Raw genomic sequence first — 26391 nt, 5'->3', positions numbered from 1 at the left:
CCGGCCGGCCCCGGGGCCTTCTCCCGGTTCCGGCCCGCCGGTCAGTCGGCGGAGTGCGCGGGCTCGGGGACCTGAGCAGTCCCCGCGGACCCGCGATCGTCTTCCTGGCCCCCCGCGACAGCACCTTCGCGGTCGTCGTCGTCCGCGACGGGGTGTCCCGGCTGTTCCCTGAGTTCCGCGATGGCCGCCTCGAAGTCCTCGAGCGAGTCGAACGCCCGGTAGACGGAGGCGAATCGCAGATAGGCGACGAGATCGAGCTCCTGCAACGGGCCGAGTATGGCCAGCCCCACGTCGTGGGTGGTCAGCTCGGCGCTTCCGGTGGCGCGCACCGCTTCCTCGACCCGTTGGCCGAGTTGGGCGAGCGCGTCCTCGGTGACAGGCCGCCCCTGGCATGCCTTGCGCACGCCATTGATGACCTTGGTACGGCTGAAAGGCTCGGTGACTCCGGACCGCTTGACCACCATGAGTGAGCACGTCTCCACGGTCGTGAAACGACGGGAGCAGTCAGGACACTGGCGGCGCCTGCGGATCGACGTGCCGTCGTCGGTCGTACGACTGTCGACGACGCGGCTGTCGGGGTGCCTGCAGAAGGGGCAGTGCATAACTCCGAACCCTCCTCACAGCAGACTCAATAGCCTCAAGAGACCTCTCGTGCCCCTTGAAGCAGCCCCAAGCATAGGCGATGACCGAGGGCTCGAAGACCCGGGGGACCACAACTTCTGGGCTGCTGCTGCAATCCAACCACTACATGTGGGGATTGGCCCATACATACACGCCGTACACGCGTGTCGCGCGAGCATTGGCATGTGCCACACGCCCGTACCGCAGCTCCGGTACACGGGCCGCACAGACGTACCGCTGCGACACATGCGGAGATACCGTGGGCGCCACAGGGAGGGCACGTGGGGTTCCCGCGCAGATGGGGGCCCGTTCCCGGTCGGCGGGAAGGCGGATGGCAGACTGGGGCGGCACCCACGAGGTCGCCACTCCGGCGGTGAAGAGTACAACAATGGGCGCTTATGTCTGCTGAGCGCCGCGTCAGCCATACACCCGAGCACAAGATCAAGCCAGGTTATTCGCACTTTTTCACTCGAACGTGTGTTTGGCGCAACCTTTCGAAAGCAACTACCGTTGTCCAGCAGGGAGACCATCGAGAGGGGCCGACGTGACCACCACCGCAGACAGTGCCACCATCACTGCCCAGGACCGCTCCCAGGGCCGACTCGAGCCGGTGCATGCGATGAACGAAGCCATGAATCCCGAGGGGCACAAGCGCTCCCTACCGGGCCGACCTCCGGGCATCCGGGCGGACAGCTCGGGGCTCACCGACCGGCAGCGGCGGGTGATCGAGGTCATCCGGGACTCCGTGCAGCGGCGTGGCTACCCGCCGTCGATGCGGGAGATCGGCCAAGCGGTCGGCCTGTCCAGCACGTCGTCGGTCGCTCATCAGCTGATGGCCCTGGAGCGCAAGGGCTTCCTGCGCCGCGACCCGCACCGCCCGCGCGCCTACGAAGTGCGCGGATCCGACCAGGCATCCTCGGCGCAGCCCACCGACACCGCAGGCAAGCCCGCCGCGTCGTACGTCCCGCTGGTCGGCCGCATCGCCGCAGGTGGCCCGATCCTCGCGGAGGAGTCGGTCGAGGACGTCTTCCCTCTCCCCCGCCAGCTGGTCGGCGACGGTGAGTTGTTCGTCCTCAAGGTCGTCGGCGACTCGATGATCGAGGCCGCGATCTGCGACGGAGACTGGGTCACGGTCCGCCGTCAGCCGGTCGCCGAGAACGGCGACATCGTCGCCGCGATGCTCGACGGCGAGGCGACCGTCAAGCGCTTCAAGCGCGAGGACGGCCACGTCTGGCTCCTCCCGCACAACTCCGCCTACGAGCCGATTCCCGGCGACGATGCGACCATCCTCGGCAAGGTGGTGGCAGTGCTGCGGCGCGTGTGACGGCTGCGGCGGCCGGCTCGTAGAGCCGACCCCCTGACCGGGCCCCGGGACCCCTGCGCCGGTTCCGGGGCCCTGCGCTGTGCGATCCCTGGTGACGCGGGGACTTTGATCGGGCGTTGGCCTGTCCCTGCGAGGGGACAGGCCAACGCCCGATCACTCTGCCGTGGCTTCCGCTTCCGCCTTCTTCGCCGCCGCATCGATCGCGGCCAGCGACCTCCGGACCTGATTGCGGTCCGTCGTGTACCAGAAGTCGGGCAACGAAGCCTTCAGATAGCTCCCGTACCGGGCCGTCGCCAGACGCTGGTCCAGTACGGCAACCACACCGCGGTCCCCCGAAGCCCGTACGAGGCGACCGGCGCCCTGGGCCATGAGCAGCGCCGCGTGGGTGGCGGCCACCGCCATGAAGCCGTTCCCGCCCGCGTCCTCCACCGCCTTCTGGCGGGCGCTCATCAGCGGATCGTCCGGCCTCGGGAACGGGATCTTGTCCATGACGACCAGCTGACAGCTGGGGCCCGGGACGTCGACGCCCTGCCAGAGCGACAGCGTGCCGAAGAGGCACGTCTTGGGATCGGCCGCGAAATTCTTGATCAGTTCGCCGAGTGTCTCCTCGCCCTGGAGAAGGATGGGGAACTCGGGGATGCGGGAGCGCAGCTCCTCCGCGGCCAGCTGGGCCGCCCTCATCGAGGAGAACAGCCCCAGGGTGCGACCGCCGGCCGACTGGATCAGCTCGGTGAGTTCGTCGAGCATGTCCGTGCGGTCGCCGTCCCGCGCCGGGCGGGCCAGGTGCTTCGCGACGTACAGGATGCCCTGCTTGGGGTAGTCGAAGGGCGAGCCGACATCAATGCCCTTCCACTGCGGGACGTCCTCGCCCTCCGTACCCTCGGGGGCGAGGCCCAGGGACGCACCTACGCCGTTGAAGTCACCCCCCAGCTTCAGGGTCGCGGACGTCAGGACCACCGAACGGTCGGCGAAGAGCTTCTCCCTCAGCAGGCCCGAGACCGACATGGGGGCCACGCGCAGAGAAGCGCCGAAGCGATCGTGACGCTCGTACCAGACGACGTCCCACTCGGAGCCGTTCGTGATGCGCTCCGCCACGTCGTGCACGCTCTCCACCGAGGCCAGCGCCTGCTTGCGGACCGCGTCCTCGTCCTGGACGGACTTGTCGCGGGTGGCGCCGATCCCGGAGATCACAGTGCGGCAGGCGTCGCGCAGGGCCATCAGCGCGTAGCCGAGGTCCTCCGGGATCTCCTCCAGGCGGCCGGGGAGGGCGAGTTCCATCAGCCGCTCGAAGCCCTCGGCGGCGGTCTGGAGCTGATCGGCGGCCTTCTCGTTGACGAGCTTGGCCGCGCGGCGCACCGCGCGGTTGACCTGGCCCGGGGTGAGCTCACCGGTGGCGACTCCGGTGACCCGGGAGACCAGTTCGTGCGCCTCGTCGACGATCAGCACCTCATGCTGCGGGAGGACCGGGGCGCCCTCGATGGCGTCGATGGCGAGCAGCGCGTGGTTGGTGACGACGACCTCGGAGAGCTTGGCGCGCTCGCGGGCCATCTCGGCGAAGCACTCGGCACCGTAGGCGCACTTCGAAGCCCCCAGGCATTCCCGTGAGGAAACCGAGATCTGGGACCAGGCGCGGTCGGAGACGCCGGGCGTGAGGTCGTCGCGGTCGCCGGTCTCGGTCTCGTCCGCCCAGTCACGCATGCGCAGCAGGTCCTGGCCCAGTTTGCTGGTGGGCGCGGCCGCCTCGAACTGGTCGAAGAGGCCCTCCTCCTCGTCCTGCGGGACGCCCTCGTGGAGTCGGTGCAGACACAGGTAGTTCGATCTGCCCTTGAGCATCGCGAACTCCGGGCGGCGGCGCAGCAGCGGGTGCAGTGCATCGACCGTACGCGGCAGGTCTCGCTCCACGAGCTGACGCTGCAGGGCGAGAGTGGCGGTCGCCACGACCACGCGCTCCCCGTGCGCGAGCGCGGGCACGAGGTAACCCAGCGACTTTCCGGTGCCGGTGCCGGCCTGCACCAGGAGATGGGAGCTGTCGTCGATCGCGTCCGCGACGGCTTCGGCCATGGTCACCTGGCCTGGGCGCTCCGTGCCGCCGACGGCAGTGACGGCAGCATGCAGGAGTTCGGGGAGTGAGGGCTTCGTCATAGCGCGACCACCCTACGGCGCGCCACTGACAAACGGGCGATCAAGGCGGTGGTGAGGGGCGGGATCAAGACCGAGTGCTGCTCAGGCGTGGATCGGATCGCTTCGGTCGGGTCCGGGACAGGCACGTTCGGGTTCGCGGTGGCTCGTTTGATGGCCTGGATCACTTCGGTTCTGTTCGATGGCGGCGTGGTGGCGTCAGGGGCTGGGCTCGGCGCTGGTGGAAATCGGCTTGGCTACGGCGCTCGCCGGACACGGATTCGTCGGATGTCGGCTCGGCTGGAAATCCGTGTGGCGCGAGTGGGAACCGGATCGGCGCGGGCGGTGTACCAAAAGTGATGACGCTGCGACGTGGCGTTACAACACATGGCGCAGGTGCCGGTCTCGGATCATGAGGGCGGCCTGCTTGGTGGGCAGGTCGACCTCGGCGGCGAAGCCGAATCCTGCACTCAGAAAGGCGGCGATGGAGGCGATGTTGCGAAGGTCGGGTTCCGCGACCACGCGGGTACAGGAGAACCGCTTGTCGAGCACCAGATCGGCGACAGCTCGCAAGAGCGTGCTGCCGAGCCCTCGCCCACGGTCGGCGGCACCGCCCATAAGAAAGTGGATGCCGGTGTCGTGAGGTCGAGCGGGATAGTGACGTGCCAGCGGATCGAGGTCTGCCCGGTAGATCTCCCAGTAGCTCATCGGTGTGTCCTCCAGCACCCCGAGGCACGGAACGCTGCGTCCGTCGCCAGCGAGTTGGGCGAGCAGGTGCTCCTCCGTGACGGACTGGGGTCCGGCCAGCTCCCAGAACTCTGCGACGGCGGGGTCGTTCATCCAGCGGCTGACAAGCGACAGGTCCCGCTCGATGCGTACGGGAACCAGGTGGAACCCGCCCGCAGGGGTCGCGGTCGGCCCCCAGTCCGCGACCTGTTCGATCAGGTCGTCGCCTGTTGGTGGGGCGTCGGCGGGCGGTGCCATTTCCGCGGCGTGGTCCCGGTCCGGGTTGTCGCCGGTCCTCTCGCTCTCCTTCTCGAGGAGTGCGATGAGTTCGTCGGGCAGGCGCAGCTCCAGCGTGTCCTCGCTGTCCGGGCTCACGGCGTCATGTTCCTCGCGGGAAAGGGGTTGGCGGCGGTCACGCGCGTCGGTCATGAATGAAAGTCGTCGGCGTTGGTCAGGCGGCGGTCAGCAATGAAGGGGGTTCGTGATGGTGACGTACACGGACTGGGTGTCCACCGGGCCGACGAGTTCGTCGAGGCCGTGGAGGCGGGTCAGCAGGTTGGCCTTGCAGCGCAGGACCGGTGAGTCGAGCAGGCGGGTGGGCAGCGTGGTGTGCAGTCGGGCGGGCCCCGAGTCGACGTCGGTGAGGAAGCCACGGAAGGCGGCGAGCAGAAGCCGCTCGTCGGCGAGGCGCTGAGAGCCGAACGCGCCGATGAGACCGAGGACGTTGTTGATCGCGAGGTAGTACGCGAATCGTTCGTCGGTCACCTCGTCGGAGACGAAGGTGTCGCTGTGCTCTCCGATGCCGGGCAGCCGGGCATCGAGTTCCGCGCGCCGGGACTCGCGGAAGTAGTAGCCCTGGTTGTCGCGGTAGCGGCCGCCGGTGGGCCAGCCGTCGCGGTCCAGCAGGAGCAATGTGTTCTGCTGGTGTGCCTCCAGGGCGATTCCCGCTTCCGCGTCCAGCCACAGCACCGGGCGTACGACCTGTTCGAGGTAGCGCAGAAACCACTCGGCGGCGACGGCTCCACGGGGACGGCCGGTCCGGTCGGCGAGGCGTATGACCACCTCGGCCAGCCGGGACCGCAAGGCCGGCCGGTCGAGGTGCCGATGGCCGTCGGCGGCGCCTGGTGGGACGTGGGGTCGGGGCGAGACGAGTCCGGCGATGCAGGAGACGTCGTCCTCGGGGCTGAACGGGTTGTGCCGGATCATCACGTCGAGCCCGGGCACGGCGTTTCCGTCCGGCCCGTCGACGGCGACCCAGGCGGGATCGCGGACGATGTCGAATCCGGGGTGGGCTGCCTGCCATTGCTTGGACAGGCCGCTGCGGAGCAGCCGGTGGACCTCTACGCCGCGGTGGAGTTCCTTGCGGAGGTTCTCTCGGCGGGAGTTGGTGATGCTCAGACCCAGGGACAGCTTGAGCATGGTGGGGGCGCCGGACTGGTGGACGGTTCGAACGGAGGAGGTGGGGTGCCATGGGGAGCCGTGCGTGCCGAGGTCCTGGAGCAGTCCCGCGTCGAGCAGGGCCGTGGTCTCGGGGCGGTGCAGGATCTCGCGCAGCTGCCAGGGATGCAGGGGCAGGGCGGTGTGGCCGTCGGGCAGCGGGAGCCCGGCTCCTGCGAGCCGTGCGGTGAGCTGGGTCGCGGAAATCGGGCGGCCACGTTCGGTCCAGGCCGAGTCGGTGGCCAGTACAGAGGGAGCTACAGCCAACCAGTGCAGGGGGAAGGAACCGCGCAACTCGGGCGAGTACAGCCGTGCTTCGGCTTCGGAGAGACCCTCGCGGCTCTTCGGTGTCGGGTGCAGCGGATGTCCGAGTACGAGGGCCTGTTCGGCGGCGAGAAAGAGGTGGGGGTCGTCGGCAGGGTACCTCCGTCGCTCGGTGACGAAGGCGGCGGTTCGGCGAACGGAGTCGGCCACGCGTGCGACGAGATCAGCACCGGCACCGGCCGGGGCGAGAGCGGGAGGTGCCTGGGGAGGAGCGTGGGTCGGGAGGACTTCAGCGCCGGCATCGGAGGTGACTGTGCTGGTCACGGGGAGGTGAGCACCGGCATCGGGGGCGGCTGTGCCGGTCACGGGGACGTGAGCGTCGGGCTCCGAGGTAGTCGTCTCTGAGGTGGAGGCAGATGTTGCGGTCTCGGAGGCGGCCTCAGGGGTTCCGGGAGTGGTTTGGCCCGGTGCTGGCGAGGCCGTGGTGGGGCCCGGGCGCGTCGACTCGGTCGGCTGAGCCGACAGGGCGGCGGTGGGCTCTGCCGAGTCCACAGAGTGCGGCGTCTGCTGGATGGCGGTCTGAGTGGGCCTGTCGGTGGGGTTTCCTCCGCTGGACGACTCGCGCGTGAGCAGGGCAGCGACCGTGATCGCGTCGGCCGGTGGAGCGTCATCGGGGGCGTCGGCGAGGAATGGGAGGCCGAAGCGGTGCCAGCCTGTCGGAGACCAGTAGTGGACGGGAGTGAGGAGGGCTGTGCCGCTGGCGGGAAGCGGGATGCAGAGAGTGCAGTTGTCGGGTGCGGGGAGGTTGGTTTCGCGTACCCAGCAGCGCAACAGGTTTTCCACGGCCGCGGCCTCAGCCACCGTGTGCGGATCGGCATGCTCCAGGAGGTCGGTGGCACCGCCTCGTAGCCAGGCGGTCTCGGGGCTGCGCCCTACCTGTGTCGGAACCTTTTCCGCCGGCACCTCGGTCGCTCCGCTTGCCTCCACCGAGGCCTCCCGCCGCTGGTGGGCGGTCCGTGTGGTGGTCGGCGCCGGTTGTGGATGCGAGGAGTTCTGGCCGCCGGAGGAGCCGTCGGTGTGGGGGTGGGCACGGCCGCCGGGTGCGGGGGTGGTGTTCAAGGCAGTGCTCCTCGGGGTGGTTCTGGCTCGTGCGGCCGAGGTGAATCGGCTCCGTGGTGCGGTAAGGCGTGCGTCGGGCTGGGGTGTTCAGGAAGTCGTGTGACGGGGCTGGAGGTCAGAGATGTTGAGGGAGGATCTCGGCGGTGATGGGTGAGAGGAGGGTTCCTGTGTGGGCGTGTGGGCGTCAGACCTCGCGGGCCACGGCCACTGGGCTACCCCGCCCGCTCGGCGCGGTCGCCGGGTCGGCCGGGCTGTGGGTGCTGTGGGCGTCGTGGCTGCTGTGGTCGCTGTGGGAGCGTCTGCTCCCCGCGGGCGTGGTTCCGGGCCACTGCCTCCACCGCGTCGGTCAGTCGGTCCAGTACCGCTGTCGCTTGTTCGTCGGTGATCGTCAGGGGTGGGAGCAGCCGTACGACGCTCGTGTGACGGCCGCCCAGCTCGACGATCAGACCGCGGCGCAGACACTCCCGTTGGACGGCAGCAGCGAGGTGGGGGGCGGCAGGACGCGGGCTTCCAGCAGAGCGACCGGCTTCGACACTCCCCAAGCCGGTCGACGGCGCCCCACCATCGTGCCCCGCACCCGCTGCGGCACCGGCACCGGCACCGGCACCGGCGAAGGTGCCCGCACCACAATCATCGATACCACCAAGGCTGACCTGATCCGCAAGCGAGGCCCCACCTCCAGCCCAAGCCCCAGCCACCGCCCCCGGTTCAGTCCCAGCCTCGGCCCGAGCGGTGCCGAAATCGCCCTCAGCCTCGACAAGTTCAATCCCGACCATCAGACCCCGGCCCCGGACATCGCCGACGATGGAGAACTCGCGTGCAAGCGCCCGAAGTTGATTGAGCATGCGGGAGCCGAGCGTCCCGGCCCGCTCCGCGAGGCTGTTCTCACGGACGTAGGACAGCGTCGCCGCGCCCGCGGCCATGGCCAGCTGGTTGCCCGGGAACGTGTCCGCGGGGGTGCCGGGCTCCCCGGCGTCGAGGTCGTCCCGGTACACCAGGGCGGCCAGGGGCAGGCTGCCGCCGATGGCGTTGGAGAGGATCATCACGTCGGGTGTGACGCCGCTGTGGTCCACGGCCCAGAAAGCACCGGTGCGCCCGACACCCGTCCGGATCTCGTCGGCGATCAGCGGGACGGCCCGAGCGGCTGTGATCTTGCGCATGCGTCGCATCCACGCATCGGGCGCGGGGAGCACACCGCCCTCGATCTGGACGGGTTCGAGGATCACCCCGGCAGGCAGCGGCAGCCCCGACTTGGGGGCGTCAAGGACGGACTCGGCCCACCGGGCGGCGAGTTCGGCACCGCGCGCGCCCCCGACGCCGAAGGGACAGCGGTAGTCCTGGGGGTAGGGCAGGTGGGCGATCCGCGAGCCGACGGCGTCTCCGGGCGCTTCGAGCGCCCTGATGATTGTGCCGTGGTGGGCGCCGGTGAAGGCGAGCATGCCGTCGCGTCCCGTCGCCGATCGGACGAGTTGGAACGCGGCCTGCACCGCGTCCGTGCCGGCCGGTCCGCAGAACCTGACCCGCGCGCGGTCGGCGAGCCCCGGCGGCAGCGTGCGGAACAGTTCGGTGACGAAGGCGTCTTTGACGGGGGTCGCGAGGTCGACGGCGTGCAGCGGGGCACCCGAGTCGAGGACGTTGCGGATCGCTTCCAGGACGACGGGGTGGTTGTGGCCGAGTACCAGGGTCCCCGCGCCCGAGAGACAGTCCAGGTAGCGGCGGCCGTCCGCGCCCTCGATGGTCAGCCCACGGGCTCGCACCGGCACGATCGGCAGGGCGCGAGCGTAGGTACGCGCCGCCGACTCGCGCAGCGACTGTCGCCGCAGAATCCCCTCCTGCATCAAGTGCACCCCATCGGATGCCTCCTCGGCAGCCCCCTCAAGCGCATCGGCATCCGCATCCGCACCAGCCTCGCCAAGCCCGGTCACCACGTCCTCCCAGTCCCGACCCCGGCCACTTCTCCCAGCACAATCCCGGCGGTGTCCCCAGCGGACGCTGGGATCCCTACGGCATTGGCCACAAGTTCGACCACAACGGCACCCCCTTCACACGCAGTCCTCGCCGCCACCCCAACCGCACGCCTCTTCACACCCACGGCTCCCTGTCCTCCCGCAGTCCAAGGGCAGGCCGTTCCTGACGTCCTCGCCCGACCCGACATACGAAACCCCGCGAGCGTTCACTCGAAGACTCTCGAAAGCTCACGGGAATTGGGCACGAGGGGCCGGGTCGACAGGCCGACCGGAGCGACCACCGGCGACAAGGCCCCGTCGCTACCAACCTCGGACTGCTCAGCGGGTTACGGGTTGCCTCGTGATCGTTGCCGTGGCCGAACCAGTCGTCTCCCGCGGCGACGGGTCGAGCGTTGCGGCAGAACAGCCGGCCGATCAGGCGGGCCGAGTCACCAGGCGCTGACGCCTGCCTTCTCCCGCGCCGACTCACCGATCCACCGACGCCACAACGCGCCCACGCGCCCACGCGCCAGCCAATTCGTCTCTCACCGCGGGCAGTTCGTCGCAGGTCAGCACCCGGCCTTCACGCGGGTCGCCACTCCGCAACCGCATCGACGCGCAGCGGCTTCAGTCGGGCCGTGTCAGGGTGCGGATGCCGGGGTGAGGCGTGCCGCCAGCGTGGCCGCGAACTCCTCGGCACGGGCCAGCTGGGTGCGCAGATCCTCGACCCGCTGCTGTGCGGCCTGCTCGAAGCCCTGTATGCGCTTCAGCAGTTCCTCGCGCTCCCCGGGCAGCAGTTCCTCGCCCGAGTCCAGACGATCCGTGGCGTCGAGCAGGGCGCGCATCTCATCCAGGGTGAAGCCGAGCGGCTTCATACGGCGGATGACCATCAGGCGGGCCACGTCGGCCTCGGTGTAGAGGCGGAAGCCGCCCTGGGAGCGGGCGGAGGGGATGACGAGGCCGGTGTCCTCGTAGTGCCGGATGGTGCGCAGCGACAGCTCGGTCCGTGCGGCGACCTCGCCGATCTGCATGTGCTCGCTGCTCACGCGGGGTGCCTTCCTCGTCCGTCGCTGTCTGTCGCCGTCAATCGCCATCTGCCGCCGCCTGCCGCTGCGGCCGCGGACGACCGGCCACCGCCGGTCTCTACTCTAACGTTAGGGTAGAGTTGCCCGGGTGTTGGGGCGGCCGCCTGCCGTGCCCGTTTCCCTGGTACGGGATGCCGCCCCGTCACACTGAGCCGTGTCGGGGCCGACGAAGCCCCCGGCGAAGATCGATGTCCGTGGGAGAGAGCGTGCGCATGTCCGTGATGCCCGGCGCCGCCGCCTTCCCGCCGTGACCCTTCGCCCACTCACAGCGCAATATTCCCCTGCGGGTCGATTCGCTGCTGCCCACTGACTTCGGTCCGCGACTCCGGTCCGCGACTCGTGAACCCCGTGGATCGCCGCCCCGGCCCTCCACACCTCCCTGCGCGCCCGCCGTGATGCCGGGTGCCCGAGCACGACAGGTTCCCTCCGTCTTGTCATCCTCCGCACTCTCCCCGGCCGCGTGGCTGCGTGGCTCCCGGCGTCCGTCCTGGCTCTCCGATCCCAAAGTGCTGCGCACCGAGGTGCTGGCCGGACTCGTGGTCGCGCTGGCGCTGATCCCGGAGGCGATCTCGTTCTCGATCATCGCCGGGGTCGAGCCGGCCATCGGCCTGTTCGCCTCGTTCACCATGGCCGTGACCATCGCGATCGTCGGCGGCCGACCGGCCATGATCTCTGCGGCCACCGGCGCGGTCGCCCTGGTCATCGCCCCGCTGAACCGAGAGCACGGCTTCGGCTACCTGGTCGCGGCCGTCATCCTCGCCGGTGTGTTCCAGATCGTCCTTGGCGCACTCGGAGTCGCGAAGCTGATGCGGTTCGTCCCGCGCAGCGTGATGGTCGGCTTCGTCAACTCCCTCGCTGTGCTGATCTTCATGGCACAGGTGCCGGAGATGACGGACGTGCCCTGGCCCGTCTGTCCGCTGATCGTCGCCGGGCTGGCGCTGATGGTGTTCTTCCCGAAGGTCACCACGGTGATCCCGGCGCCGCTGGTGTCGATCGTCATCCTCACCGTCCTCACGGTCGCGGCCGGCATCGCGGTGCCGACCGTGGGAGACAAGGGCGACCTGCCCTCCGCGCTGCCGGTGCCGGGCCTGCCGGACGTGCCTTTCACCCTGGACACGCTCACCACCGTCGCCCCGTACGCGCTGGCGATGGCCCTCGTCGGCCTGATGGAGTCGCTGATGACCGCGAAGCTGGTCGACGACATCACCGACACCCACTCCTCCAAGACCCGTGAGTCGGTCGGGCAGGGCGTCGCCAACATCGTCACCGGCTTCTTCGGCGGCATGGGCGGCTGCGCCATGATCGGCCAGACGATGATCAACGTCCGGGTCTCGGGCGCCCGCACCCGGCTGTCGACGTTCCTGGCCGGGGCGTTCCTGATGGTGCTGTGCATCGTCTTCGGGCCGGTCGTCTCCGACATCCCGATGGCCGCGCTGGTCGCGGTGATGGTCATGGTGTCGGTGGCCACGTTCGACTGGCACTCCATCGCGCCGAAGACGCTCAAGCGGATGCCCGCCGGGGAGATCAGCGTCATGGTGATCACCGTCGCGTGCGTCGTCGCCACCCACAACCTCGCCATCGGCGTGGTCGTCGGCTCGATCACCGCGATGGTCATCTTCGCCAAGCGCGTCGCCCACCTCGCCGAGGTCACCGCCGTCACCGACCCCGACGGCACCACCGTCGTCTACCGGGTCACGGGCGAGCTGTTCTTCGCCTCCTCCAACGACCTCGTCGGCCGGTTCGACTACGCCAACGACCCCGACAAGGTCGTCGTCGACCTGTCCGCCGCCCACATCTGGGACGCCTCCTCGGTCGCGGCCCTGGACGCCATCGAGACCAAGTACGCCCAGCGCGGCAAGACCGTCGAGATCATCGGGCTGAACGAGCCCAGCGCCCGGATCCACAAGACGCTCAGCGGCGAGCTCACCGGCGGCCACTGACCGCCGTACGCGCATCCGACAGCCGCGCCGACAGCCGCGTGCCATCAGTCTCCGCAACCTCCCGTCGGCGACGGACGTCTGCCGGCTGTTCACCCGGGCAGGGTCTGGGTGACGCGCCACAGGCGGCGGGGCAGGTCGCCCTCCTCGAACGGGTGGACCTCATCCAGGGTCCAGCCCTCGGCGAGACTGTCGACCAGGGCGCGGGGGAAGAAGTGCACGGCGAAGCCACTGTGCTCGTAGATGTCGTCTCCGTGTGCGGTGCCGGCGCCGTAGTGGGCGTCGCCGGTGTGCCGGACGGTGTAGACGAAGGTGCCACCCGGCCGCAGCACGCGCCGGATTTCGTCGGCCAGGGCGTGGATCTCCCCGGTGGACAGGGCCATGCACAGCAGCATGTGCGCGAAGACCGCGTCGACGGTGGCGTTGGGTATGGGCAGCGGCTCGCGCACGTCGTGCACCATGGTGCTGATCCGTTCGGCGACGTCCTGCTCGTGGGCGGCGTGCCGCAGTTGCCGGAGGCCGGTGGGGCTGAAGTCGGTGGCGCGGACGGTGAAGCCCTGGCGGGCGAAGCACAGGGCATCGCGGCCGTGTCCGGCTCCGAGCTCGAGCACCTGCCCGGCCCGCCGTACGGAAGACGCCGGCCGCGTGGACGGCGGCGGTGGAGGGCTCCTCGCCATACATTCCGGGATGAGCGGCGTAGGTGCTCTGCCAGTGCGCGCGCTGTCCCTCAGCCAGCTCCTGCTCCTGCTCCTGCTCCTGGTCATCCATGCCGTGCGCCCTGCTTCCGCGACCGGTGCCTGCCGTCGCGACCAGCCTAGGCGCGGCGCATCACGCAGTACGGCCACCCGTCGGCCATCGCTGTACGGCCACGCCCCGGCCGGTCGCCGTAAGGCCACCCGCGCCGCCCTGTCACCGTTCGGCCGGCCACCCGCCGCCCTGTCGCCGTTCGGCCCCCGGGACTGTTGTCCCGGACGGGTCGCGCGCTGGGTTCGTGACGGCGAGCTCCTGATCTGTGGGAAAGCCTCGATCTCTGTGGGAAGCCTCAGTCCCGGACCGAACCGGGTGTGCCTCCGAGCAGCAGCGGCCACACGCTGGGCATCTCGGCCACCGGTACCTCGATCAGCGAGGGGCCCGGTTCGGTGAGGCGTTCCCTGAGGGCTCCGACGAGCCGTGCCGGGGTGTCGGCCCGAACAGCGGGGACGCCGAAGGACTCCGCAAGCCGCACGAAGTCGGGGCTGGTCAGGTCACTGCCGATGAAGCGGCCCTCGAACTCGTCGGCCTGGATGCGCCGGACGTTGCCGTAGGCGTTGTCGTTGAAGACCACCGCGGTCACGCCGATGCCGTACTTGCGGGCGGTGGCCAGTTCCTGCATGTTCCAGCAGAACCCGCCGTCCCCGTTGACGGAGACGACCGCCCGGTCCGGGTTGCCCACCTTCACGCCCAGCGCCGAGGGATAGCCGTAGCCCAGAGTGCCCTGGTAGCCGGGGGTGAGGAAGGTTCCCGGATGGTGGACGGGGTAGCCGACGGCGGCCAGATAGCCCACCTGGGTCAGCTCGTTGACCAGGAAGCCGTCGTCCGGGATCGCCTCGCGCAGTGCGCGCACGTACGACCACTGCGGTTCGACGCTCTCGACCTTCCGTGCGCACCAGGCGCGCACCTCGGCCAGTTCGCCGGGCGACCACCCGGCCTCCGGCCGTCCCGATCGGGGTGTCGCCGTCCGAGCGGGGACCAGCGCGGCTCGCAGGTCCTCGAGCGCCTCGCGGGCGTCGGCGCGCAGTGCGAGGTCGGCCCGGCGGGGCGCGCCCAGGTCGGCCGGGTCCGCGTTGACCAGGGCGACGGTCGCGTCGGGGGCAGTCGGTACGGCCGTTCCGCGAGGGGTCAGGAAGCGGCTGCCGACGACCAGTACCGCGTCCGCCAAGGGGAGCAGCCGGGGTGCGGCGAGGCTGGAGAAGGCGAGTCCGTGGTGTGCCGGGACGGCGCCACCCGCGTTGCGACTCATGACGACCGGGGCCGACAGTTCCTCGGCCAGGGCGATCAGCGCCGCGCCGGCCCGCGAGGCGAGCACTCCGCCGCCTGCGTAGAGCAGGGGCCGACGAGCAGCCCGTAACACCGCGGCGATCTCGGACAGGGCGTCCTGCTCCGGCTCCCCGAACGCACAAGCGCGGCCCGACCGTCCGTCGTCCGGTGCTTGCCCGGCCCACTCCGGCCCGCCGGACGCACGGGGACGGCCCGTCCGGTCGCCGTCCGGTGCCTGCCCTTCCCGCTCCAGGTCCACCTCCGCCCGCGCGGCCAGTACGTCCGCCGGAATCGTCAGAGCCACCGGCCTCGGGCGGCCGGACCGTGACTGTCGTATCGCCTCGCGTACGAGTCCGGGAATCCGAGCCGGGGTGTCGGCCCGTCCGGACCATTTGGTGAGCGAGGCCAGGAAGCCGTGCTGGTCCGGCAGTTCGTGCAGCATGCCCAGACCCCGGCCGGCCAGCGGCGACGGGATGTCGGCTGCCAAGCACAGCATCGGCGACGAGCAGGCGTAGCCGGTGGCCACGGCGGGCAGGGCGTTGAGCACGCCGGGGCCGGGAACCACCAGGCAGACGCCGGGCCGCCCGCTGGTGCGGGCGTACGCCTCGGCCATGTGGGCCGCGCCCTGCTCGTGGCGGGCGGCGATGTACTCGATCGGTCCTCCGGCGGCCCTGGCACGGGCCAGGGCGTCCAGTACGTGGTCGAGCTGGACACCCGGCACGCCGAAGACATGGCGGACGCCCTCCCGCTCCAACTGGCCGACCAGCGCCTGTGCCCCGCTCAGCGTCATGTCACCGCCGCCTTCTCGCTCTGAGAGACCGTCTCGTCGGAAGTCCGCGCCCGGGCGGCGTCCCGGCGGTCCAGCAGGCTCAGCACCGGAACCGTCATGATCGTGGTGACCATGGCGACGAGGACCAGCGCGGTGAACAGTTCGTCGCTGACGATGCCGGCCGACAGCCCGATGTTGAGGGCGATCAGCTGCATCAGGCCGCGGGCGTTCATCAGGGCACCGACCCGTACGGCCACCGGGCCGGGTTCGCCGCGCAGCCGGGCGGCGGCCCAGCAGCCGCCGAACTTGCCGACCACCGCCAGGACGACCGCGGCCGCCCCGAAGGCCATCACCGACGGGTCGGAGAAGACGTCGAACCGGGTGTTGAGGCCGGAGTAGGTGAAGAACATCGGGACGAAGACGACCTGGGTCACGGACTGGGTGGTCCGTACGAGCCGTTCGGACGCCTCGGCGCGCGGCATGACCATCCCGACGCAGAACGCCCCGAACACGGCGTACAGGTCGATGATGTCGGTGAACCAGGCGGCGCAGAACAGCACGGCGACGGTGAACAGGAGCCGGGTGTCGTCGCCGAGGCCCGGCCGGTTCACGACCCATGCCAGCAGGCGGCGTCCCAGCAGGAGCAGGACGGCCACGAACAGCAGGGAGCCGCCGACCGCCGTAAGGACGGGGCCCGCCTCGCCGGAGGCCGCGCTCAGCACCCCCGCGAGCAGGATCCAGGCGACGGCGTCGTCGGTGGCTCCGGAGGCCAGGGCGAGGGAGCCGAACCGGGAGCCTGCCAGCCCGCGTTCGGTGATGATCCGGGCCAGCATCGGGAAGGCAGTGATCGCCAGGGCGACGCCGACGAACGCGGCCGTCACCCATACCGAGACCCCGTCGACGAAGATGCCGACGTGGCCGTGGGCCACCAGGGTCAGTCCCACGCCCAGTGCCAGCGGGATTCCGACCCCGGCCGAGGAGACGGCGACGGCCGTGCCGGCCAGCCCCCGCCCGGCGTGCGCCCGGAACTCGTATCCGGCGGCGAACATCAGGGTGACCAGACCGATCTGGCCGGCCACGTACAGGACCGGTTTCAGTTCCGGCGGGAAGATCCCGGGGGCGAGCAGTCCGAACAGTGAGGGGCCGAGCAGCACCCCGGCGATCATCTCGCCGACCACGGGCGGCTGACCGAAGCGGCCCGCCACCAGGACGACCAGACGGCAGGTCAGCAGGATGACGACGGCTGCCAGGAAGAAGGCGGGAGCGAGCTCCACGGGAGTCATGGTCTCGTTCCTCTCAACGGCCGGCGGTGACGGAGGGCGCGGAGCCGCCGGAGGAGGCGGCGAAGTAGGTGCGGCACAGCCCTTGGCGCCGGGCGTCCCAGACCATGTAGCTGCCGAGGACCAGTTGGGTGAGGCTGCGCGGGACCGTCGCCCAGCGGTCGGCCAGGCGCATCGCCGCGAGCCGGGTCCGCCGGCGGGCGGGGCTGAGGGACGCTCCGGTGCGCGGCACCAGCAGGCAGGGACCGCGGCTGGGCAGGGACCGGGTGTGCTCCACCGAGGACTCCAGCCGGAAGCGCCGCAGCACCTCTTCGGCCGCGACCCGCATGGTGAGGACGGCGAAACCGCGGGCGGGGCAGGGGCGGTTGGCGGTGACCCCGAACGGGATGAAGGCGGACGGCCTGGTGTCCGGGTTCAGCCACCGGTCGGGGTCGAACCGCCCTCCCCCGGAGGAGCCGGATCCTTGGTACTCGGGGTAGTTGAACAGCAGAACCGACCCGGCCGGGATGGGCTCGCGTCCCTCCCGGGGGATCTCCCCGGAGGTGATCCGGTGGGCCACGCCGAAGAGCGGGAAGTGCTGCAGCGTCTCGTTGATGACCCGGTCCAGGAAGGCGCCCTCCTTGTCGACGGTCTCCTCGCCGGCCGACAGGCGGTCCTGCACCGGGCGGTGCGTGGCGAGGGCGAGCAGCAGATGGGCCATCGCCTCCGACATCTGCACAACGGCGGTGTTGAAGAACGTGCCCTGCAGGTAGTACGCCTGCTCCCGCCGCGAGAGCGAGGACGGCAGCGGCACGGGCGGCGGGTCGTGCGCGAGCCGGTCCCGTAAGTGGGCGGTGAGCCGGGCCCGCCGGTCCATGTGCCGCAGACCGGTGCACTTCAGGGCGGTGACCACGTCGTCCGCGTTGCCGGTGATCAGGTCCCGGACGTGACGCGGGCACGGTTCGCGGAAGACCACCTCGTAATAGACCTCGGCCCAGACCGGCATCATCAGGTCGCGCAGTCTGACTCGCTGCACGCGCGCGTGGCCGTCGAGTTCGTCGAGCACCCGCTGGGTGCAGCGGCCGACCAGCTCGGTCCACTGCGCCCGGGAGAGTCCGGCCAGGATCTGCCGGGTGGTCCTGGCCACGTCGTCGTAGCGCGGTCCGGGCTCCAGGTGCTCCTGGTGCACCTCCGGGCCGGGCGACAGCCAGTACCAGAAAAGGTCGGAGAGTGCAGCGCCCCGGCTGCGGCCGTTCGCCGCCGGATGGCCGTAGACCTTCTTGAACTCCTCGGCGGGCACCTCCCGGCCGGGTGCCCGGACGCCCTCCTCGCCGCCCACCCGGGCGAAGATGCGTACCCGCAGCGCGATCACCGCCCTGGGCAGCCAGTACGGCAGCGTGGCCACCAGGACCACGACCGCGCCGGTGATCAGCCATCCGGTGGCGCTCATGCGACCACCCCGCCGAACCGGTGGTCCGACCCCGGAGCCAGGACGGGACCCGGCACGGGCCCCCATGCGGGCACCCGGACCAGATCGGGCGTCAGGTCGGCGAGACCGGACGCCCCGCACAGGGCCATGGTGTCGTCGAGCTCCTCGCGCAACAGATCCAGCAGCCGGCGTACGCCCTTCTCACCGCCCTCGGCCAGCGCCCACATCACGGGCCGGCCGATGCCCACCGCGGACGCGCCCAGCGCCAGGGCCTTCACCGCGTCGGTGCCGCGCCGGACCCCGCCGTCCAGCACCACCGGGACCCGGCCCGCCACCGCGGCGACGATCTCCGGCAGCAGCTCCAAGGTGGCGGGGACGGTGTCGAGTTGGCGGCCGCCGTGGTTGGAGAGCAGCAGCCCGTCGACGCCGTGCCGGACGGCAAGCCGGGCGTCCTCGGGGTGCAGCACGCCCTTCAGCAGGATGGGCAGGTCCGTCACGCCGCGCAGCCAGTCGATGTGCTCCCAGTTCAGCTCCGGGGACATGGCGATCTGCCGTACGTGGCCGCGCTCGCCGTCGCGCAGGTCCACCAGGTTCTCGCAGCGGAGCCCGGGCGGCAGGTCGTGGAAGCTGTTGCGCCGGTTGCGTTCGCCCGCGCCCAGCACCGGGGAGTCGACGGTGACCACCAGGGCGCCGCACCCGGCGTCGGTCGCCCTGCGCACCAGCGCCTCGGTGATCTCCAGGTCGGGCTGGATGTAGAGCTGGAACCACAGGGGTACGTCGTCGCCGACCGCGCGGACCGCGTCGGCGAGCTCGCCCACGGCCACCGTGGACGCCATGGAGACGATCATGATGGCTCCGGCGGCGGCAGCGGCCCGGGCCGTGGCCAGCTCCCCTTCCGGGTCGACCAGCTTGTGGAAGGCGGTCGGGGAGAGCAGGACCGGCAGGCTCGCGCGGCTGCCGAGCAGGGTGATGTCCAGCTCCCGTACGGCACTTCCGCGCAGCACCCGCGGCAGCAGCTGGAGGCGCCCGAACGCCGCCTCGTTGGCCCGTACGGTGATCTCGTCACGGGCTCCGCCGGCGATGAAGTCGGCGTACACCGGGTCGAGTGTGGCGCGCGCCGCGATCTCGAAGTCGTGGACGGTGAACTGCTGCACGCCGCTCACCGCCCGGCGGGGCTCGGCCGGCGGTCCAGTTCCCGGGTGAAGAACTCGGCCAGCGGGGCGCGGTGGACCTCCGGGTCATCCCACTCGTTCTCCAGGTTCTCTGCCATGTGATGCGTGCCGAGCAGCTCACCGCCGCGGAAGTGGCGGATCACGGGGTGCAGGTAGGCGGCGTCGAAGGCGTCGTCGACCGAGTTCTGGGCGGTGCGGCGCACGGTGATGTCGAAGGGGTCGACCTTGTCGTGGTCGGGGCCGTACTCGAGGGTGACGGCGAAGTAGTCGCCGCTGTCGGTGAGTCGGCTCTCGTGGGCGTACGCGACCGGCACCTCTTCGTGGTAGCGGGCCGGTTCGCCGGGCGGCACGACGATCAGGTCCCCGATCACGCCGAACTGCTGCCAGAGCGCGGAGGAGCGGTTGACCCGGTCCGCGACGGCATCCGCCAGCGCGGGCGGGGACGCGTCCAGCTGCTGGTGCGGCCAGGGCCGGTCGTGATGACGCTCGTCGAGGATGCGGCTCAGGGCGCGTACGGCGTACCGGAAGCCGTGGATGAAGCCGCCGGTGGACTTCTTGAAGTCACGCTGCTGCATCAGGGTGCCGGCGAAGTACAGGCCGGGCACGCTCACCGACTCGTACGCCGGGGAGAGCGCGGCGAAGCGGTCGTTGATGACCAGCTCGGGCCGGCACTGCGGGCCGAACACCGAGGCGTCGAAGCGGAAACCGGTGCATACGACGACCCGGTCGTAACGCAGTTCCTTCACGACCTCGTCGGCCCGGGAGAAGCTGAACCGGATCCGGTATCCGCCGTCGCCGGCGTCCTTCTCGATCGACAGCACGTTGCCGTCCAGCAGGGCGTTCTGCGATTTGAGTTGGTAGGTGTCGAGGAAGTTGTTGTTGACCGCGCGCAGATGGCCGACGTAGTGGGTATTCCAGGCCATGCGGATGGAGTGGGGGCCGGCGACATGAATCACGGCCGCGGTCTCGACGAGGCTGTCCGCGGTCTCCAGGGCGGAGTTGCCCTTGCCGATGATCAGGACGCGCTGGTCCGTGAAGTCCTCGGGATCCACGGAAACGACGGAGTAGTCGTCGGCGGTCTCGATGCCGGGGATGTCCGGGGTGTTGGGCCGGCTCACCCCGGTCGCCATGACCAGGCGCCGGGCGTGGTGCTCCTGTCCGTGCTGGTCGGTGACGGTGAAGCCGTCGGCATCGCGCCGGATCCGCTCCGCCCTGGTGTCGTAGGCGATGTCCAGCTTGAACGCCTCGGCGAAGTCGGCGAGATAGCGCACCAGGTCGTCGGCGTGCGGGAAGTACCGCTTGCTGTAGCGGGTGAAGAGCAGGTCGGGGTCCGGGGACAGCAGGGAGTTCCAGTCCATCCGGAGGTTCAGCTCGGGGTCGTCGGTGCCGTTGTACACCTTGTTGATGGAGATCAGCTTGCGGTGGCGGGGGAACGTGCGGAAGAAGGTGCCGGGGGCCTGGCCGCCCTCCAGAATCCGGTATCCGTGCCCGGCCGCCTGGAGTAACTGCCCGAGCTGCAGCCCGGCGGGGCCGGCGCCGACCACGAGGTAGTCGAGGGGCTCGGTGGGTGTGGAGTTCACGGATCTCTCCTTCTGCTCCGGGCGATGGGTGATGGCATGCCCGGAAACCGGTGGGGGGTGGGGCAGTGGGAGACGCGATGGCGTGGTGGCGTGGTGGTGCGCAAACGGCAGAGCGCCGCCCCGTGCAGCGAGAATCGAGAGTCGCGTTCCGTCAGGCCGGCATCGGCCGGAACGAGGTGATACGGCTCGTCGGAGCAGCCGTGCTTCGCAGGTGCGGGAGAGTATTTCGGGGGATGGCAAGGGCAGCCGGGGATGACAGAGGCTTGCTTTTTGGCAGGGGCATGACAGGCCCTTCCACGGGATTTCCCGTTGAAATCTCAAGCAGCACGGTAGTGACTCGTCACGTCACGGGCAACAACGGCTCCGGGATGACAGGGTTTCGATAGGTAGCCCGACCATCGTCGATCCCGGGTGAGGGCAGCCGAAGGCCCGGGCAGGCATGACCGGCGCGGAGGGACACGTGCGGCGGCGTCAGCCGAAGCCCGGGCAGGAGTGACCGGCGCGGCTCGAAGGGTGCCCCGGCCTCAGGCGGCGGCGAGTTCGGCGGCGCCGAAGGACACGTCGAAACGGTCGCACCAGATGCTGACGCTGGTGTAGCGGGCGGGGTCGATGTCGGCGGGCAGCGTGTAGTTCTGGCTGCCCTTGTTGCCCTTGAGTTTGCCGAGGCTGACGTACTCCCCGTCGTCGAAGACGTGCCAGCCCGCCTTCCCCTCTTTCACCGGTGCGTCGGTCAGCCACACCCGCAGGTCCGGCCCGTTGCTGGTGTCGAGGTTCTCCAGCCGGACGACGTGGGAGCCGTCGGCCAGTCGTACGAGCTTCACCGTGCCCGATGTCGCGTGCTCGTGGCTGATCAGCTCACCGCTCGCCAGCGACTGCGGCCCGGTCGCCGAGGAAGCCGACTCGGAGGGAACCGACTCGGGGAGAGCTGTCGAGGGCGCCACCGTCGGCGGCGCGGAGGTCTCCACGGTTCCGGGCAGGGCCTCCTCGACGGTCTCGTCCTGCCACAGCTTCCACGGCTGGAACCAGTACAGCCCGAAGCCGGCCGCGGCGACCGCCACCACCAGTGCTCCGACGACCAACGGCCCGGTCAGTACCTTGCGCACGCGCCCCATCCCCGCCCTCACCACTTGGGAGTTCTTTGATCTCCGCCCCATTCAACGGAAGAGGCAGCCGCCCCGTAACCCCGCAGGAGATGACGGAAGCCTTACGTCGTCCCACTCAGATCCGCGGATCCTTGATGATGTCCAGCTCAGACAGCTCGTAGCGAAACCGTTGCCGTTCCGCGGGGAGTCCCCCACAGCGAGCGCATAGTGTGTGATGCCGTTCCCACACAACGTGACTCAAGCGCGTGAGCCAACCGATTTCACCTCAGGGGGAGTTCAGACAATGCGACCCATACGGCCGTCCTTCACCGCTCGTCGAGGAAGGAACGCGCGCCGCAGAACCTCCCCCGCGCTGACTGCCGTTGCCCTCACCTCGGCGCTCCTGCTCTCCGCCACTGCCTGTGCCTCTGGCGACGCCGAGGCCGGTGGCGAGGCCTCCGCCACGGCCACGTCCGCGGGCGACGGCAAGATCACGATCCCGGACGACCTCAAGGACAAGCTCAAAGAGCACGGGATCGACCTCGACAAGTGGAAGAACGGCGCCTGGAAGGACTGGAGCAAGGAGGACTGGCTCCGCGAGGCCGACGAGTACATCAACCCGATCATCGAGGGCCTGTGGGACCCGGACCGGATGCGGGACGCCGAGGACCCGGAGAAGGCCGTCGACGACAGCGACCTCTCCGACGACCAGGGCGTGACCGACCCGGAGCCCGAGCCCGTGGAGGCGAAGGCCGTCGCGCCCACGTACCAGGCCAACGCTCCTGAAGCGGGCAAGGTGTTCTTCGACTCCCCCGAGGGCACGATGGTCTGCTCGGCAACCGTCGTGCAGGACCCGGCCAACCCCGGCAAGTCCAACCTGGTGTGGACGGCAGGCCACTGTGTGCACGCGGGCAAGGACGGCGGCTGGTACCGCAACATCGCGTTCGTGCCGTCGTACAACAACAAGGCCATGGCGACGCAGGAGTTGGAGAGCGCCGCCAAGGAGGAGGTCGCTCCGCTCGGTGTGTGGTGGGGCGACTGGGCGCAGACCTCGGACCAGTGGATCGAGCAGGGCGGGGCGACGGGCGGTGACGGTGCCTCGTACGACTTCGCCGTCATCCATGTGACCCCGGAGGAGGGCAGCGGCGGCAAGTCGCTGGAGGAGACGGTCGGTTCGGCTCTGCCGGTGAACTTCAAGGCGCCGGCCGTGGCGAAGGTCGCGAGCATCACGGCGACCGGCTACCCGGCCGCGGCACCGTTCGACGGCCAGACCATGTATCAGTGCGAGGACAAGCCGGGACGGCTGTCGATCAGCGCCCCGGACCCGACGATGTACCGCATCGGCTGCACCATGACAGGCGGTTCGTCGGGCGGCGGCTGGGTCGCGACCGGCTCGGACGGCAAGCCGGCGCTGGTCTCCAACACCTCCATCGGCCCGGTGACGGCGGGCTGGCTGGCCGGTCCGCGGCTGGGTGAGGTGGCCGAGGGCGTGTACGCCTCGGTGAGCGACAAGTTCGCGGGCCAGTGACCGCCCGCTGAACACGGACGGCGGTGGGGCGGGTCGGGGAAACCTTCACCGGCTCACCGCCGTTCACCCTCAACTCCCCGGGCATAGTGGTGTGTCGTCCGTTACAGGCACACGGCATTCGCACGTTCCCACGGGGGTTATCGCACCATGCGCTCCACACGTACGCCCGCACCTCCACGCCACGGGCGGCGCACCCACACCTTCCTCGCGGCCACCGGCCTCGTCGCGGCCCTCGCGCTGACCGCGAGCGCCTGCGGCGGCTCGAGCGAGGACACCGCCGGCGACAAGCCCGGGGCCACCACGTCCCAGGCCGCGAGGGACAAGGTCGAGATCCCCGCCGGTCTCGCCGACAAGCTCAAGGAGCACGGCATCGATGTCGACGACTGGGCGGCCGGCGGCTGGAAGGACTGGGACAGGGCCACGTGGCTCAGTGAGGCCAAGGACTTCGTCAACCCGGTGATCGAGGGCCTCTGGAAGCCCGAGCGGATGCAGTCCGCGAAGGAGGCCGACAAGACCGTCTCGACGCAGGACGCCACCGCCGACCAGGACGTCAGCGACCCGGAGCCGGTGCCCGTCGAGGCCACGGCCGAGAAGACGCCGTATCACCGGAACGCGGCCCCGGTCGGCAAGATCTTCTTCGACTCCCCCGAGGGTCCGATGGTCTGCTCCGGCACGGTCGTCACGGACGTGAACCACCCGGGCAAGTCCAACCTGGTATGGACGGCCGGCCACTGCGTGCACGCCGGCGGCAGCGGCGGCTGGTACCGCAACATCGTCTTCGTCCCGGCGTACAACGACCTCGGCAAGTCCGAGGCGCAGCTCGCCGACGCCCCCGCCACGGAGATCGCGCCCTACGGCAACTGGTGGGCCGACTGGGCCTCGACGTCGAACGGGTGGATCGAGGGCGGTTCGGAGACCGGAGGCGCGGGTGCCGCGTACGACTACGCGGTGCTGCATGTGAAGCCGGAGTCGGGCTCGAAGTCCCTGGAGGAGACCACCGGCGCGCTGGACGTCGACTTCTCCGCCCCGCCCGCGAGCGAGGTCGCCACGATGGGCGCCTGGGGCTACCCGGCCGCGCCCCCGTACAACGGCCTGAAGATGTTCAAGTGCCTCGACCGGCCGGGCCGGTTCTCGGTCAGCGCGGGCCTGCCGACGATGTACCGCATCGGCTGCACCATGACGGGCGGCTCGTCCGGCGGCGGCTGGTTCCGGGTGGTGGACGGCGAGACCAGGCTGGTCTCGAACACCTCCATCGGCCCGACCGACAACACCTGGCTGGCGGGCCCGCAGCTCGGCCAGGACGCCGAGACGCTCTACGAGACCATGAGCAAGACCTACGGCGGTCAGTGATCCGCGCACGCTGAAGGCCCGCCGCCTGCGACGAGCAGACGGCGGGCCTTCAGGCTGTGCTACGACGGTCAGACGAGCGGCGCCGGAACGTACGGCGCGAGATCCGCCGCCAGTTCCTCGTGCACCCGCGCCTTGAGCAGGGTGCCCTCCGGGGTGTGCTCCGCGGAGATCACCTCACCCTCGTCGTGAGCGCGGGCGACCAGCTTGCCGTGCGTGTACGGCACGAGCGCCTCGATCTCGACCGACGGCCGCGGCAGCTCGTTGTCGATCAGCGCGAGCAGTTCCTCGATGCCCTGGCCGGTGCGGGCCGAGACCGCGATCGAACGCTTCTCGATCCGCATCAGCCGCTGAAGCGTCAGCGGGTCGGCCGCGTCCGCCTTGTTGATCACGACGATCTCGGGTACGCCGGTGGCGCCGACGTCCCTGATCACCTCGCGTACGGCGGCCAGCTGCTCCTCCGGGTCCGGGTGCGAGCCGTCCACCACGTGCAGGATCAGGGCGGACTCGCCGACCTCCTCCATGGTGGAGCGGAACGCCTCGACCAGGTGGTGCGGCAGGTGCCGTACAAAGCCGACGGTGTCCGCCAGCGTGTACAGGCGGCCGCTGGGCGTCTCCGCCCGGCGCACGGTCGGGTCGAGGGTCGCGAACAGGGCGTTCTCGACCAGGACGCCCGCGCCCGTGAGGCGGTTGAGCAGTGAGGACTTGCCTGCGTTGGTGTAGCCGGCGATGGCGACCGACGGCACCTTGTGGCGCTTGCGCTCCTGGCGCTTGATCTCGCGGCCGGTCTTCATGTCCGCGATCTCCCGGCGCATCTTCGCCATCTTCTCGCGGATCCGACGCCGGTCCGTCTCGATCTTGGTCTCACCGGGACCACGGGTGGCGAGGCCGCCGCCCTTGCCACCGCCCATCTGACGGGACAGCGACTGACCCCAGCCTCGCAGCCTCGGCAGCATGTACTGCATCTGCGCGAGCGCGACCTGCGCCTTGCCCTCTCGGGACTTGGCGTGCTGGGCGAAGATGTCGAGGATCAGGGCCGTACGGTCGATGACCTTGACCTTGACGACGTCTTCGAGGTGGATGAGCTGGCCCGGGCTGAGCTCACCGTCGCAGATGACGGTGTCCGCGCCCGTTTCGAGCACGATGTCGCGCAGCTCCTCGGCCTTGCCGGAACCGATGTAGGTGGCCGCGTCGGGCTTGTCGCGGCGCTGGATCACGCCGTCGAGCACCAGCGCGCCCGCGGTCTCCGCGAGAGCGGCGAGCTCCGCGAGGGAGTTGTCCGCGTCCCGCGCGGTCCCCGTGGTCCAGACGCCGACGAGCACGACCCGCTCCAGGCGGAGCTGGCGGTACTCGACCTCGGTGACGTCCTCGAGTTCGGTGGAGAGGCCCGCGACGCGGCGCAGGGCCGCGCGCTCGGAGCGGTCGAACTGATCGCCGTCCCGGTCTTCGTCGATCTCGTGGCTCCAGGCGACGTCCTCTTCCATCAGGGCATCGGCCCGGAGACTTTCGGGGTAAGCATGCGCGAAGCGCTCAGTGTCCTGGGAAGAAGATGAAGAGGAGGTCATTGGGTCCTTACGTCGATGAGGATTCCGATAAAGCGCGACAGAGCCGAAGCGGAAACTTCTGAGCGAT

The 26391-nt window shown here is 70.2% G+C and carries 18 protein-coding genes; 4 read left to right on the top strand and 14 right to left on the bottom strand.

The window, feature by feature from the left end:
* Window positions 1-41: 41 nt before the first annotated feature.
* On the bottom strand, window positions 42-602 hold the full coding sequence (gene nrdR / locus QFZ76_RS36805) for a transcriptional regulator NrdR (RefSeq protein ID WP_307677717.1): 561 nt from the start codon (window positions 600-602) through the stop codon (window positions 42-44).
* A 563-nt stretch (window positions 603-1165) separates the two neighbouring features.
* Here nrdR and lexA point away from each other — a divergent pair.
* A complete protein-coding gene (lexA, locus tag QFZ76_RS36800) occupies window positions 1166-1945 on the top strand; it encodes a transcriptional repressor LexA (RefSeq protein ID WP_266432931.1) in 780 nt (259 codons plus the stop codon).
* Between the two features lie 153 nt (window positions 1946-2098).
* Here the strand turns inward: lexA and QFZ76_RS36795 are convergent, their stop codons facing one another.
* From QFZ76_RS36795 to QFZ76_RS36775, 5 genes are all read right to left on the bottom strand, one after another.
* Entirely contained in the window at window positions 2099-4087 is a 1989-nt protein-coding gene (locus tag QFZ76_RS36795) for an ATP-dependent DNA helicase (protein WP_307677715.1), read from the bottom strand.
* Window positions 4088-4441: 354 nt separating this feature from the next.
* Window positions 4442-5218, bottom strand: a complete 777-nt coding sequence (locus QFZ76_RS36790; RefSeq protein ID WP_307677714.1) for a GNAT family N-acetyltransferase — start codon at window positions 5216-5218, stop codon at window positions 4442-4444.
* Between the two features lie 33 nt (window positions 5219-5251).
* A complete protein-coding gene (locus QFZ76_RS36785; protein ID WP_373464404.1) occupies window positions 5252-7609 on the bottom strand; it encodes an IucA/IucC family protein in 2358 nt (785 codons plus the stop codon).
* A gap of 212 nt (window positions 7610-7821) precedes the next feature.
* On the bottom strand, window positions 7822-9447 hold the full coding sequence (locus QFZ76_RS36780; protein ID WP_307677713.1) for an aminotransferase class III-fold pyridoxal phosphate-dependent enzyme: 1626 nt from the start codon (window positions 9445-9447) through the stop codon (window positions 7822-7824).
* A 749-nt stretch (window positions 9448-10196) separates the two neighbouring features.
* Window positions 10197-10601, bottom strand: coding sequence for a MerR family transcriptional regulator (locus QFZ76_RS36775; protein WP_307677712.1), 405 nt, complete (start codon window positions 10599-10601; stop codon window positions 10197-10199).
* Between the two features lie 434 nt (window positions 10602-11035).
* On the opposite strand from QFZ76_RS36775, the gene QFZ76_RS36770 reads away from it, so the two are divergent.
* Window positions 11036-12580, top strand: coding sequence for a SulP family inorganic anion transporter (locus tag QFZ76_RS36770; RefSeq protein ID WP_373464403.1), 1545 nt, complete (start codon window positions 11036-11038; stop codon window positions 12578-12580).
* Window positions 12581-12669: 89 nt separating this feature from the next.
* Here the strand turns inward: QFZ76_RS36770 and QFZ76_RS36765 are convergent, their stop codons facing one another.
* The 7 genes from QFZ76_RS36765 to QFZ76_RS36735 form a co-directional block, all read right to left on the bottom strand.
* Window positions 12670-13188, bottom strand: coding sequence for a class I SAM-dependent methyltransferase (locus QFZ76_RS36765; RefSeq protein WP_307677710.1), 519 nt, complete (start codon window positions 13186-13188; stop codon window positions 12670-12672).
* A gap of 431 nt (window positions 13189-13619) precedes the next feature.
* A complete protein-coding gene (locus QFZ76_RS36760; protein WP_307677709.1) occupies window positions 13620-15383 on the bottom strand; it encodes a thiamine pyrophosphate-dependent enzyme in 1764 nt (587 codons plus the stop codon).
* Window positions 15380-16645 (bottom strand): cation:proton antiporter, encoded by a 1266-nt coding sequence (locus tag QFZ76_RS36755; protein ID WP_307677708.1) that lies wholly within the window; start codon window positions 16643-16645, stop codon window positions 15380-15382. Before QFZ76_RS36755 ends, QFZ76_RS36760 begins: the two co-directional genes overlap by 4 nt.
* Window positions 16646-16658: 13 nt before the next feature.
* Entirely contained in the window at window positions 16659-18071 is a 1413-nt protein-coding gene (locus tag QFZ76_RS36750) for a cytochrome P450 (RefSeq protein WP_307677707.1), read from the bottom strand.
* Entirely contained in the window at window positions 18068-19213 is a 1146-nt protein-coding gene (locus tag QFZ76_RS36745; RefSeq protein WP_307677706.1) for an alpha-hydroxy acid oxidase, read from the bottom strand. The genes QFZ76_RS36750 and QFZ76_RS36745 overlap by 4 nt, the downstream gene beginning before the upstream one ends.
* Window positions 19210-20802, bottom strand: coding sequence for an NAD(P)-binding domain-containing protein (locus QFZ76_RS36740; RefSeq protein ID WP_307677705.1), 1593 nt, complete (start codon window positions 20800-20802; stop codon window positions 19210-19212). Before QFZ76_RS36740 ends, QFZ76_RS36745 begins: the two co-directional genes overlap by 4 nt.
* 524 nt (window positions 20803-21326) lie before the next feature.
* Window positions 21327-21914, bottom strand: coding sequence for a DM13 domain-containing protein (locus QFZ76_RS36735; RefSeq protein ID WP_307677704.1), 588 nt, complete (start codon window positions 21912-21914; stop codon window positions 21327-21329).
* Between the two features lie 274 nt (window positions 21915-22188).
* On the opposite strand from QFZ76_RS36735, the gene QFZ76_RS36730 reads away from it, so the two are divergent.
* Both QFZ76_RS36730 and QFZ76_RS36725 read left to right on the top strand, forming a co-directional pair.
* Window positions 22189-23412 (top strand): serine protease, encoded by a 1224-nt coding sequence (locus tag QFZ76_RS36730; protein ID WP_307677703.1) that lies wholly within the window; start codon window positions 22189-22191, stop codon window positions 23410-23412.
* A 147-nt stretch (window positions 23413-23559) separates the two neighbouring features.
* Window positions 23560-24762, top strand: coding sequence for a serine protease (locus QFZ76_RS36725; protein WP_307677702.1), 1203 nt, complete (start codon window positions 23560-23562; stop codon window positions 24760-24762).
* Window positions 24763-24830: 68 nt separating this feature from the next.
* Here the strand turns inward: QFZ76_RS36725 and hflX are convergent, their stop codons facing one another.
* Window positions 24831-26324: a GTPase HflX gene (hflX, locus tag QFZ76_RS36720; RefSeq protein ID WP_307677701.1), complete on the bottom strand. Its 1494-nt coding sequence runs from the start codon at window positions 26322-26324 to the stop codon at window positions 24831-24833.
* Between the last annotated feature and the right edge of the window lie 67 nt (window positions 26325-26391).

It is taken from the genome of Streptomyces sp. V4I2 (assembly GCF_030817655.1).
Lineage (GTDB): Bacteria > Actinomycetota > Actinomycetes > Streptomycetales > Streptomycetaceae > Streptomyces > Streptomyces plumbiresistens.
This window is presented reverse-complemented; position numbering and strand designations above follow the sequence as displayed.

What these genes read in the sequence shown, in the direction of transcription:
- nrdR (WP_307677717.1), bottom strand. Translation starts at nt 602, where the DNA reads ATGCACTGCCCCTTCTGCAGGCACCCCGACAGCCGCGTCGTCGACAGT.
- QFZ76_RS36795 (WP_307677715.1), bottom strand. Translation starts at nt 4,087, where the DNA reads ATGACGAAGCCCTCACTCCCCGAACTCCTGCATGCTGCCGTCACTGCC.
- QFZ76_RS36790 (WP_307677714.1), bottom strand. Translation starts at nt 5,218, where the DNA reads ATGACCGACGCGCGTGACCGCCGCCAACCCCTTTCCCGCGAGGAACAT.
- QFZ76_RS36780 (WP_307677713.1), bottom strand. Translation starts at nt 9,447, where the DNA reads ATGCAGGAGGGGATTCTGCGGCGACAGTCGCTGCGCGAGTCGGCGGCG.
- QFZ76_RS36770 (WP_373464403.1), top strand. Translation starts at nt 11,036, where the DNA reads ATGCCGGGTGCCCGAGCACGACAGGTTCCCTCCGTCTTGTCATCCTCC.
- QFZ76_RS36760 (WP_307677709.1), bottom strand. Translation starts at nt 15,383, where the DNA reads ATGACGCTGAGCGGGGCACAGGCGCTGGTCGGCCAGTTGGAGCGGGAG.
- QFZ76_RS36755 (WP_307677708.1), bottom strand. Translation starts at nt 16,645, where the DNA reads ATGACTCCCGTGGAGCTCGCTCCCGCCTTCTTCCTGGCAGCCGTCGTC.
- QFZ76_RS36750 (WP_307677707.1), bottom strand. Translation starts at nt 18,071, where the DNA reads ATGAGCGCCACCGGATGGCTGATCACCGGCGCGGTCGTGGTCCTGGTG.
- QFZ76_RS36735 (WP_307677704.1), bottom strand. Translation starts at nt 21,914, where the DNA reads ATGGGGCGCGTGCGCAAGGTACTGACCGGGCCGTTGGTCGTCGGAGCA.
- QFZ76_RS36730 (WP_307677703.1), top strand. Translation starts at nt 22,189, where the DNA reads ATGCGACCCATACGGCCGTCCTTCACCGCTCGTCGAGGAAGGAACGCG.
- QFZ76_RS36725 (WP_307677702.1), top strand. Translation starts at nt 23,560, where the DNA reads ATGCGCTCCACACGTACGCCCGCACCTCCACGCCACGGGCGGCGCACC.
- hflX (WP_307677701.1), bottom strand. Translation starts at nt 26,324, where the DNA reads ATGACCTCCTCTTCATCTTCTTCCCAGGACACTGAGCGCTTCGCGCAT.